Consider the following 10,512-nt stretch of genomic DNA (forward strand, 5'->3'; position numbering starts at 1 on the left):
GGCCGCCGCGCTCACCAACCTCGCGGACGTCCTGCTCGCCGCCGGCCGCCCGCAGGAGAGCGCCGACGCGGCAACCCGCGCGCTGGTGACGGCCAGGCGCACCGGGTCCGAGCGCGTGCGCGCCTACGCGTCGACCAACCTCGGCAACGCCCTCGTCGCCCTGGGGCAGGAGGGTGCCGTCGCCCGTCACGAGGAGGCCCTCGCGCTGAGCAGGACGATGGGAGACCGTCACCTCGAAGGGTCGGTGCTCAACTCCCTCGGCGCTGCGCTGCTCGGCGTCCGGGACGTCGAAGGCGCGCGGACCAGGCACCGGGCCGCCCTCGCGATCGCCCTCCAGCTGGGCGACTCGTTCGAGGAGGGCCGGGCCCACGACGGCCTGGCGGCGTGCGGCGAGGCCACGCAGGGTGCGTGAGGTCGTGCCGCCCTACGTCGCGGGCAGCTCACCGCGGGCGTAGACGAGGCGCAGCACGCCCGTGGGCAGGGCCTCGGACCGCAGCAGACGCAGCGGGTAGATCGGCTCACCCTCGTCGAAGAGCCGCTCGCCGTGACGCGCGGCGACCGGGTGGACGAACAGGCGCAGCTCGTCCAGGAGGCCCGCGGCCATGAGCTGCCGTACGACGGAGATCGAGCCGGCGACGAGGATCTTGCTGACCCCGGGCTCGGCGGAGACCGCCGCGACTGCCGGCAGGAGGTCCGGGACCCGCTCGACGTTGCGCCAGCCGAGGTCCTGGTCCCCGCGGGTGGCGACGAGCTTGCGGGTTTCGCCGAGCTGGGTGGCGAACTCGGCGTCGTCCCCGCCCGCGGTCTCGCGCTCGGGCCAGGCCCCCACGAAGCTGTCGTAGGTCACACGGCCGAGGAGCAGGACGTCGACGTCTTCGTAGTCCTCGCCGACCGCCTCGCCCATCCGCTCGTCGAAGTACGGGAAGTGCCAGGCCGGGTCGACCTCGGCGACGCCGTCGAGGGAGATGAACAGGGTCGAGACGATCGTCGCCATCGGGGCCTCCGGGGTCCTGGACCCGCCCACCGCGGGTCGCACCCTTGCATCAGACCAGCGCCGCGGGACGAAGTCATCGGGCAGCCGGTCCTGGGGCGCGACCTACCGGGCCTCCCCGCGCCCTGGCACCCTGGGTGGGTCTCGCGGTACCGACGCGGCGACGGCCTGAGGAGGTGGCCTGGATGGACGACGTCGTCACCGAGTTCGAGGCCGAGCGGGCGCGTCTCGTCGGCCTGGCGTACCGGATGCTCGGCAGCGTGCACGACGCCGAGGACGTGGTGCAGGAGGCCTGGTTGCGGCTCGCCCGCCAGGACCGTGCGGAGATCCGCAACCTCGCCGCGTGGCTCACGACGGTGGCCTCGCGGTTGTGCCTGGACCGGCTCCGCACCGTCCAGGCGCTGCGCGAGCAGTACGTGGGCCCGTGGCTGCCCGAACCCGTGGTGAGCCAGGCTCCGGGCCCGGCGGAGCGCGCTGAGGTCGACGAGTCGATGCGGCTCGCCCTGCTCATGGTGCTCGAGCATCTGACCCCTGGGCAGCGCGTCGCCTTCGTGCTGCATGACGTCTTCGACGTGCCCTTCGACCAGGTCGCGAGCGTGCTCGAGACGAGTGAGGAGAACGCGCGTCAGCTGGCGTCACGCGCGCGACGGGCCGTGCAGCGGGGCGCGCCGACCCCCGCCGTGCCGGGTGACCAGCAACGCGCCGTCGTCGACTCCTTCCTCCGGGCGGTCGCCGCGGGTGACCTCGGGGAGGTGGTGAGCGTGCTGGCCCCCGGCGTGGTCCTCACCTCTGACGGCGGCGGGCGGGTCAGCGCCGCGCTCCGGCCCGTGGTCGGTGCCGACAAGGTCGCGCGCTTCTTCCTGGGGCTGTGGCAGCTGGCCAGCGATGCGGACGTCGACCTCGAGACGGTGCTCGTCAACGGGGAGGTGGGCGTCGTCGTGCGGATCGCGCCGCACCCGGGCAGCCGGGTCGAGGCCGGCGCGACCGTGGTGCTGCCGCGCGTGGGCCCCGACGGGCTCGTCCACGGGATCGACGTGGTGCGCAACCCGGACAAGCTCGTGAGGATCGGTGCGGCGCGAGGCTGAGGGGGCTCAGCCCACCGCAGCACCGCCGCCGGGTCGTGGCACCGCACCGTCGTCGCTCACCGTGGTGGGAGGGCGCAGACCTCGCTGTCGGTGAAGCCCTGCGCCGTGACGCCGAGCGTGTGGTTGAGACGTGACCGGTGGTTCTCCAGGGCGACGAGGTGGACGAGCTCGACGAGACCGGCCTCGCCCAGCTCCGCGCGCAGCGTCGCGACCTGCTCGTCGGTGACGTGCGCAGGGGTGGCCGTCGCGGCGTCGGCGAGGGCCATGGCGCGCTTCTCGAGGTCGGTGAACAGCGGTGAGGCCGCGTACTCGGGGACTGCGAGCAGCTGCTCGGAGGTCACCCCGGCGCGCAGCGCGAGCATCGCGCCGAAGTCGATGCACCACGGGCAGCCGATGACGACGGCGACGCGGTGCTGGACCAGGTCACGCAGGGTCTCCGACAGGTGGTGGCGCGCCCTCAGCTGGGTCATCTCGCCGAGGAGCTGGGACCAGAAGACCCCGCGGTGATGGGCGGTCACCATGCCGGGTTCCATGGCCTGGCCGAACATGCGGCGACTCATCGCGGCCACGAGCCGCGTGGACAGGCGCTGACGGGCGGGTGGGTCGATCCGAGCCATGACGTCCTCCTGGTGCCGGGCCGCCCGGGTGGCGGCCGTCACCACCTCGACGTGCGGGCCGCGCGAGATGTGACACCGCAAGGGTCGATCCGCCGTCAGGACGCCTCGCGCTGGGTGCGGGCCAGCAGCCACAGGAAGTACGGGGTACCCACCAGGGCGGTCACCAGTCCGGCGGGGAGCTGGGTGGGGGCGGCCGCCGTCCGGCCGACCGTGTCGGCGACGAGCACCAGCACGGCCCCGAGGACGGCGGCGAGCGGGACGACGAGCCGGTGCCGACGTCCGACGAGGGCGCGGGCCGCGTGCGGGGCGACCAGACCGACGAACCCGATCAGCCCGATGGCGGCCACCGCGACTCCCGTGAGCAGCACCGCGGGGACCAGCAGCATCATCCGGGTGCGCCCGGTCGACAGACCCAGGACGCGGGGGGTGTCGTCGTCGATGGAGATGAGGTCCATCCGGCGGTGCTGGGACCACAGGAACGGCACCAGCACCAGGCAGCCCAGGGCCAGGGGCACGAGGTGCTCGAGCAGGCGGCCGTAGGTGGACCCGGCGAGCCAGGTGAGTGCCTTGGAGGCGTTGAACGGATCGGTGGCCACCACGAGGATCGTCACCAGGGCCGTCGTCACGTAGGAGATGCCGAGCCCGACGAGGATGAAGGTGTCCGAGGCCATGCCGCGCCGGGCCACGAGGCCGAACAGCAGCGCGGAGGAGACGAGGGCCCCCAGGCCCGCTGCCCCGGCGAGGGTCCAGAACCCCGCGAGCGGGGCGAAAGTCACCACGAGGACCGCACCGACCGACGCGCCGCCCGAGACCCCGATGATGGTCGGGTCGGCGAGCGGGTTCCGCGCGGAGGCCTGCACGGCGGTCCCGGCGACGGCGAGGGCGACACCCGCGAGCACGGCGGCCACCACCCGGGGCACGCGGGTGCCGAGGACGCCGTTGACCACGGGGCCGGCCTCGCCGCGTAGCCACACGAGCACGTCGCCGAGCAGGAGCATCCGGTCGCCCAGCAGCAACGCCCCGACGACGGCGACGATCAACGCGGCGGCGGCCACGCCCAGGACCACGCCGCGGTGGCGGGCGCCCACGCCGTCGACCGGCAGAGCCGACCGGGCATCGCCCAGGGAACGGGACCGCAGCCGGAGAGCGACGACGACCACCACCGCACCGCCGACCAACGAGGTCACGGTGCCCGTCGGGACGGTGACCGAGGCCTGCGCCCCGACGACGGCGCGCAGCCCGACGTCGGCGGCCAGGACGAGGTTCGTGGCCGCGAGGGCCGCGACGACCAGCAGGGTGCGGTGCCGGTGCAGTCCACGGACCCACGGCACGAGCATCCGCACCAAGGCCGGCGCGGCGAGCCCGACGAAGCCCAGAGGGCCGGTGGTGGCGACCGCGGTGGCCGCGAGCAGCACGGCCGTCACCAGGGCGACCACCCGGGTGCGGCGCACGTTCATGCCCAGCGCGGCGGCCTGGTCGTCACCCAGGCGCAGCAGGTCGAGCTGCCTCGCCTGGAGGAGCAGCAGGAGCAGGACGCCCACGATGATCGGCAGCGCCCAACGCACGGTGCCCAGGCCGTTCTGCCCGAGGGAGCCCGCGGACCACGCGAAGATGCCACGGGCCTCCATCGGCCACAGGATGACCATGGCCGTGGTCATCGAGGTCATGGCCGCGGCCAGCGCGGTCCCGCCCAGCACGAGCCGGGTGCCGGCGGCCCCCGAGGTCCCGCTGAGCAGCAGCACCGCACCGGCGGACACCAGTCCTCCGACGAAGGCCAGCAGGACGTCACCGAGGAAGGCACCGGGCAGCCCGCCCAGGGCGCCGAGGGACAGGGCCAGGTGCGCGCCGCTGTGCACCGCGAGGGTGTCCGGGGAGGCCAGCGGGTTGCGCGTGATCGACTGCAGCACCGTGCCGGCCGCGCCGAGGGCGAGCCCCGCGGTGAGGGCCGCGAGCAGGCGTGGCACGCGTGAGGTGAGGACGACGGCGCTGGCCTGGTCGTCGGAGCCGCCCAGGGCCCACTGCCAGACGTCGGCGGCCCCCAGGCCCGAGGTGCCCTGGGTCAGCTGCCACAGGGACAGCGGGACCAGCAGGACGAGCAGCCCGAGGACGAGGGCGGCGACCCCCCGGCCGCGCTTCGCCTCGGGGGTACCGCCCACGACGTCAGACCCGGTCGGCACCTCACGGGCGCCGACCGGGCCGGACGTCGTGGTGGTGGTCATCCGGCGGCGTCGACGGCCGCGTCGATGGCGCGGATCATGGACTCGGGGCCACCGAAGCCCCAGATGCCGTCGGGGAACCGCACGGCGTCGGCGGTGAAGGGCAGCGAGGTCCAGATGCTGTTCTCGGCGAGGGCCGTGGCGAAGACGTCGTCGTCGCCGTTGGCCATGTACCAGAAGCGGGTGTCCTCGGGGAGCTGCGTGAGGCCCTCGACGTCCACCTGGGCGAGGCCGTAGGCGGGGTCGGCCTCGAGGTCGGGGAGCTCGGCCCAGGCGTCGGTGAACCCGAGGTCGCCCAGGACCCCGCCGATGAGGGAGCCGCTGGTGAACGGCCGGATGGTCACGGCCTCACCGGTGTCGTACCCGTCGGCGAAGGCCACCGGGACGTCCGAGACGTCACCGAGCTCGGCACGGGCTGCCTCGACCGCGTCGTCGTACTCGGTCTGCAGGGTCTGCGCCGCGTCCTGGGTGCCCGTGACCTCGGCGACCAGGTCGACGTTGTCGAACATGGAACCGACGGGGTCCGTGGCGTCACCACCGGGGACGACGATGACCGGGATGGTCTCCTCGATCTGCTCGACCGCTCCCTCGACGAGGGAGCCGGTGACGAACAGGACGTCGAGGTCCAGGGCCGCGAGGGTGTCGATGCTGGGCTCGCCGCGGCCACCGATGTCCGTGACGTCCTCGCCCAGCTCGACCGTGGTGTCCCACGTCTCGAAGCCCGTGATGTCGGCGACGCCGACCGGCTCCACGCCGAGCGAGACGAGGTACTCGGCGACGTTCCACTCCGTGGCGGCGACGCGCTCGGCCGGGGCGTCCAGCGTGACCTCGACCCCGCGGGCGTCGGTGACGGTGACGGACGTGTCTGCGGTGCCCGCCTCGCCGTCGGGGGTGGTCGCGTCGCTCGGCGCCTGCTCGGTGGTGCCGCAGGCGGCGAGCGCCAGGACGCCCACCAGGGCGGCGGTCGCAGCGGGACGTGCTCTCATCAGGTCTCCTCAGGGATGGGTCAGCTGGGTGCCGGCGGCAGGTGCCGCGGGCTCAGGGGGTGGGGTTCTGGGGCGCCGGGCCGCGGCGGGCGCGCTCGTGGTGGCGGGCACGCACGCGGGTGCGCAGCAGGCCGGTCCGCGGGTCCTCGTCCACCTCGACGGCGATGCCGTACGCGGCGGTCAGGTGCTCGGAGGTCAGCACGACCTCGGGGGGGCCGGCCGCGACGACTCGCCCGTCGACCAGCAGGACGACGGTGTCCGCGACGGCCGCGGCCTGGTCCAGGTCGTGCAGCACCAGGCCGACGGCGATGCCGTGGGTGTCGGCGAGATCCCGGACGATGTCGAGCAGCTCGGCCTGGTAGCGCAGGTCGAGGAAGGTCGTCGGCTCGTCGAGGAGCAGCACGGGGGTGTCCTGGGCGAGGCAGGCCGCGAGCCACACGCGCTGCAGCTGGCCGCCCGAGAGGTTGTCGACGGGACGGTCGCCCAGGTGGGTGGTTCCGGTGAGCTGCATGGCGCGGTCGACCGCCACGGACCCCTCGGGGTCGGCGGACCGCCAGCGGCCCCGGTGCGGGTGGCGCCCGTACTCGACGAGCTCGCGGACGGTGACCCCGCCCGGCGTCGGGCGGCTCTGGGAGAGCAGCGTGAGGCGGTGCGCGAGCTCGCGGCGCGAGAGGTGGTCGACGTCCCGGGCCTCGCCGGGGGCGCCGACGCCCACCTGCCCGCCCGAGCGGGGGTGCAGGGCCGCGAGGGTGCGCAGCAGGGTGGACTTGCCGCTGCCGTTGGGGCCGACGAGGGTCGTCACCTGGCCCGCTCGCAGGCGCAGGTCGACCTCGTGGACCACCGTGTCGCCGCGGTAGCCGGCGCTGACTCCGGCGGCCTCGAGGAGGGTCGGTCGCGCGGCGAGGTCCGGTGCGAGGGCGCCCGGAAGCACGGGGGCGTCGAGCAGGACGTCGTCGGGCATGCGCTTAAGGTAAGGCTCACCTCACTCATCGTTCAAACCGTCCGGCAGGCGGAACCGGCGTCGGCGGGGTCGAATGGGGAGATGAGCACCGTCCCGAACATCACCCTGAACAACGGCGTCGAGATCCCCCAGCTGGGCTTCGGCGTCTTCCAGATCGACCCGGCGGAGACCAAGGACGCCGTCCGGCAGGCCTTCGAGATCGGCTACCGGCACATCGACACCGCCCAGATGTACGGCAACGAGAAGGGCGTGGGCGAGGCCTTCGCGGAGTCCGGGCTGGACCGCGACGAGGTCTTCATCACCAGCAAGCTCAACAACAACTCGCACGACCCCGAGGTCGCGGCCCAGGCCTTCGACCGGACCCTCGAGGAGCTCGGGCTCGAGCACGTCGACCTGTTCCTCATCCACTGGCCGCTCGCCACGGTGAGCAACTTCGTGGAGACCTGGGGGGCGATGGAGGACTTCTACCGCTCCGGCCGCGCCAAGGCGATCGGCGTCTCCAACTTCCAGCCCCACCACCTCAACCGCCTGCACGCGGAGACGACGATCCCGCCGGCGGTCAACCAGGTCGAGGTGCACCCGTACCTCACCCAGGACGAGGTGCGCGCCTACGGCGCCGAGCACAACATCGCCACCGAGGCGTGGAGCCCGATCGCCCAGGGCCTGGTGCTCGACGACCCGACGATCGTGCGCATCGCCGAGTCCCACGGCCGCACCCCGGCCCAGGTGACCCTGCGCTGGCACCTGCAGCGCGGCGACATCGTCTTCCCCAAGTCGGTGACCCGCTCGCGCATGGAGGAGAACTTCGACGTCTTCGACTTCGAGCTGAGCACCACCGACCTCGCGGGCATCTCCGAGCTCAACCGCGACCACCGCACCGGGCCGGACCCGGACACGTTCAACAAGATCCCCTGAGGGCTTAGCCCGGCTGCCCGCGCTCTGCTCGACGGAGCGCGGGCGGTCGGCCTCGGGGGAAGAGTGCCCCGCCCGCTCACGACCCCGTCACCGCGGAGGCGTCCTCGACCATCTCGGGGCACCCCTCGACGGGGGCCTCGGGCCGCAGCTCGAAGTGCCACACCTCGTTCGCGTACACCTGGCACAGCCCGAACGGGGCGCCGCGGCGGCTGAGCCACTCGGCCGTGGCGTACGGGCCGATGTCGACGGCGTCGCCCGTCACATGGGCCGAGGTCTCCGGGGAACCGACCCAGCGCGAGGCCTCCTCGGCGCTCCCGTAGGTCCGCAGGGCGTCCTCCTGCAGCCACCTCTGGTACTCCGCGGACCGCCAGCCGCTGGTCACGTGCAGCGGCCTGCCGTCCGCTTCGACGGCTGTCGCCGCCTCGCGCAGCGCGGCGAGCAGGGCCGGGTCCAGCCGCGCGACCGTGGGGACGGAGTCGTCGAAGGGTGAGGCGGGCTCGCCGTCGGGCAGGCGACCGTCCTCGGCCGTGGGCTCCGTCGGTACCGGGAGGGGGACGGCGCCCCCGGTCGGACCGGCGGCGAGGCCCTTCGCGACGAGCAAGATCACGACCAGCGCGACCACCACCGTCACGAGGCCCGCGACGACCCGGAGGCGCCTGCGGGGTGGGCGCCCGGGGGCGCTCGGCGCTGGTGGGGTGCTCGGCGGGGAGAAGGGGGCTGTGCGTGCGTCCATGCGCCCAGACCACCGGACCGGCTGTTGCGGTCGCGTATCAGCCGGGGCATACGCCAGCGATATACCTGCGCACCTATGGTCGGTCTGTGCGCGTGCTGATCGTGGAGGACGAGCCGGACCTTGCCGCGGCCCTCCGCGACGGGCTCCGGCTCGAGGCGATCGCCGCCGACGTCGCCCCGGACGGTGACACCGCCCTCGAGCTGCTGAGCGTGAACTCCTACGACGTGGCAGTCCTGGACCGTGACATCCCCGGGCCCTCGGGGGACGAGGTCGCGCGCTGGATCCTCGACACCGGCGCGGGCGTCCCGATCCTCATGCTGACGGCCGCGGACCGCCTCGACGACAAGGCCAGCGGCTTCGAGCTGGGTGCCGACGACTACCTCACCAAGCCGTTCGCCATGCGTGAGCTCGTGCTGCGCCTCCGCGCCCTGGCCCGCCGCACCCCCGCGCGCACCCCACCGGTGCTCGAGCTCGGCGACCTGCGGCTCGACCCCTTCCGGCGCGAGGTGTTCCGCAGCGGCCGGTACGTGCCGGTCACACGCAAGCAGTTCGCGGTGCTCGAGGTGCTCATGGCGGCCGGCGGCGGCCTGGTCAGCGCCGAGGAGCTGCTCGCCCGGGCCTGGGACGAGAACGCCGACCCGTTCACCAACGCAGTCCGCATCACCATCTCGCTGCTGCGCAAGCGGCTGGGCGAGCCGTGGCTGATCGGCACGGTGCCCGGGGTGGGGTACCGCGTCGAGACGGGGGGACCCGAGGATGCGTAGGCGCGGACTCTCAGCGCGATGGCGCCTGACCCTCAGCTACGCCGCCCTGGTGACCGTGGTGAGCGCGATGCTGCTGGCCGTCGTCTTCCTCTTCCTCCTGCGGTACGTGCCCGAGGGCAACGTCGTCCTGCTCGGCCCCGGTGACTCGACGACCTTCGCGCCCGACCGGTCCGACCTCCAGCGAGCCTTCGTTCCGGCAGCATCCGTCACCGGTCTAGCGTCCTTCACGCTGGGGCTGCTCGGGGGGTGGTTCCTCGCCGGCCGGGTGCTGCGGCCGCTCACCGCGATCCGCAGCGGCGCACGACGCGCCGCGGCCGGGTCGCTGACCCACCGCATCGAGCTCGCCGGCCCGCGGGACGAGTTCCGCGAGGTCGCCGACACCTTCGACGCGATGCTCGCCCGGATCGAGCAGAACGTGGAGGGGTACCGACGCTTCGCGGCCGACGCCTCGCACGAGCTGCGCACCCCGCTCGCCACCACCCGGGCCGTCCTCGACGTGGCCGCTGCAGATCCGGACGTCGACCTCCAGCACGTCCTCGGTCAGCTGGGTGCGGCCAACGCTCGTGCCGTCGCGGTCACCGAGGCCCTCCTGCTCATCGCCAGGAGCGACGCCGGGCTGCCCGAACGCGAGGAGGTCGACCTCTCCCTGGTCGTGGAAGACGCCGTCGAGACGCTCACCGACCTCGCGGAGACGCGCGGCGTCACGATCCGGCTCGACACCGGCCCCGCCGTGGTCGCCGGCCACGCGACACTGCTCGAGCACCTCGCCGCGAACCTGCTGCAGAACGCCGTCGTCCACAACACGACGAGCCAGGGGTGGGTCGGCGTGAGCACCCGCCTCTGCGACGGTGCCGCACACCTGCGGGTCGAGAGCTCCGGCCAGGTCATGACGCCCGAGGAGGTCGCCGGGCTGACCGCGCCCTTCCACCGGGGCGCGGGCCGCGCCCTGGGGAGCGACCACGTCGGCGCTGGGCTCGGCCTGGCCATCGCGACGTCCATCGTCCGTGCGCACGACGGCGCGCTGGCGCTCACCCCGCGCGACGGGGGCGGGCTGGTCGCGATGGCAAGATTCCCCGCCGTCGCCCCTGACCGGGCAGGCCCGCGCCCCTAGGGTGACGCCCATGCGCCGATCACCTCTCGCCGTCGTCGCCCTGGGCCTCATGCTGCTCGCCGGATGCGGGCAGGAAGCAGCGCAGGAGCCAGACCCCGGCGCGCCGGCGTCCGACGCGGCGCCCGGCGCGGCG

The 10,512-nt window shown here is 73.9% G+C and carries 11 protein-coding genes; 5 read left to right on the plus strand and 6 right to left on the minus strand.

Features of this window, described 5'->3' with window-relative positions:
• Positions 1-412, plus strand: a 412-nt coding sequence (locus tag L0B03_RS08700) for a tetratricopeptide repeat protein (RefSeq protein ID WP_250445417.1), incomplete at its 5' end; no start/stop codon positions are given.
• Positions 413-424: 12 nt separating this feature from the next.
• Here L0B03_RS08700 and L0B03_RS08705 read toward each other — a convergent pair.
• Positions 425-994, minus strand: coding sequence for a dihydrofolate reductase family protein (locus L0B03_RS08705; RefSeq protein ID WP_250445418.1), 570 nt, complete (start codon positions 992-994; stop codon positions 425-427).
• 182 nt (positions 995-1,176) lie between these two features.
• On the opposite strand from L0B03_RS08705, the gene sigJ reads away from it, so the two are divergent.
• Positions 1,177-2,076, plus strand: coding sequence for an RNA polymerase sigma factor SigJ (gene sigJ / locus L0B03_RS08710; protein ID WP_250445419.1), 900 nt, complete (start codon positions 1,177-1,179; stop codon positions 2,074-2,076).
• Between the two features lie 56 nt (positions 2,077-2,132).
• Here sigJ and L0B03_RS08715 read toward each other — a convergent pair whose 3' ends face one another.
• Genes L0B03_RS08715 through L0B03_RS08730 form a run of 4 tightly spaced genes read right to left on the minus strand, consistent with a single transcriptional unit; the run spans position 2,133 to position 6,856 of the window.
• Positions 2,133-2,735 carry a carboxymuconolactone decarboxylase family protein gene (locus L0B03_RS08715; RefSeq protein WP_250445420.1) on the minus strand — a complete coding sequence of 201 codons (603 nt, stop codon included), beginning with the start codon at positions 2,733-2,735 and terminating at the stop codon, positions 2,133-2,135.
• A 53-nt stretch (positions 2,736-2,788) separates the two neighbouring features.
• Positions 2,789-4,912 carry an iron ABC transporter permease gene (locus L0B03_RS08720; RefSeq protein ID WP_250445421.1) on the minus strand — a complete coding sequence of 708 codons (2,124 nt, stop codon included), beginning with the start codon at positions 4,910-4,912 and terminating at the stop codon, positions 2,789-2,791.
• Positions 4,909-5,895 carry an iron-siderophore ABC transporter substrate-binding protein gene (locus tag L0B03_RS08725; protein WP_250445422.1) on the minus strand — a complete coding sequence of 329 codons (987 nt, stop codon included), beginning with the start codon at positions 5,893-5,895 and terminating at the stop codon, positions 4,909-4,911. Before L0B03_RS08725 ends, L0B03_RS08720 begins: the two co-directional genes overlap by 4 nt.
• 52 nt (positions 5,896-5,947) lie before the next feature.
• Positions 5,948-6,856, minus strand: coding sequence for an ABC transporter ATP-binding protein (locus L0B03_RS08730; RefSeq protein WP_250445423.1), 909 nt, complete (start codon positions 6,854-6,856; stop codon positions 5,948-5,950).
• 81 nt (positions 6,857-6,937) lie between these two features.
• On the opposite strand from L0B03_RS08730, the gene L0B03_RS08735 reads away from it, so the two are divergent.
• Complete coding sequence (locus tag L0B03_RS08735; protein WP_250445424.1) at positions 6,938-7,771, plus strand: aldo/keto reductase; 834 nt, start codon at positions 6,938-6,940, stop codon at positions 7,769-7,771.
• 76 nt (positions 7,772-7,847) lie between these two features.
• Here L0B03_RS08735 and L0B03_RS08740 read toward each other — a convergent pair whose 3' ends face one another.
• On the minus strand, positions 7,848-8,504 hold the full coding sequence (locus tag L0B03_RS08740; protein ID WP_250445425.1) for a M15 family metallopeptidase: 657 nt from the start codon (positions 8,502-8,504) through the stop codon (positions 7,848-7,850).
• A gap of 86 nt (positions 8,505-8,590) precedes the next feature.
• Between L0B03_RS08740 and L0B03_RS08745 the strand changes: the two genes are divergently transcribed.
• Positions 8,591-9,268 (plus strand): response regulator transcription factor, encoded by a 678-nt coding sequence (locus tag L0B03_RS08745; protein ID WP_250445426.1) that lies wholly within the window; start codon positions 8,591-8,593, stop codon positions 9,266-9,268.
• Positions 9,261-10,379 carry a HAMP domain-containing sensor histidine kinase gene (locus L0B03_RS08750; RefSeq protein ID WP_250445427.1) on the plus strand — a complete coding sequence of 373 codons (1,119 nt, stop codon included), beginning with the start codon at positions 9,261-9,263 and terminating at the stop codon, positions 10,377-10,379. Before L0B03_RS08745 ends, L0B03_RS08750 begins: the two co-directional genes overlap by 8 nt.
• The last annotated feature ends 133 nt before the right edge of the window (positions 10,380-10,512 follow it).

Origin of the sequence: Actinotalea sp. C106 (assembly GCF_023630195.1) — a bacterium.
Classification (GTDB): Bacteria; Actinomycetota; Actinomycetes; order Actinomycetales; family Cellulomonadaceae; genus Actinotalea.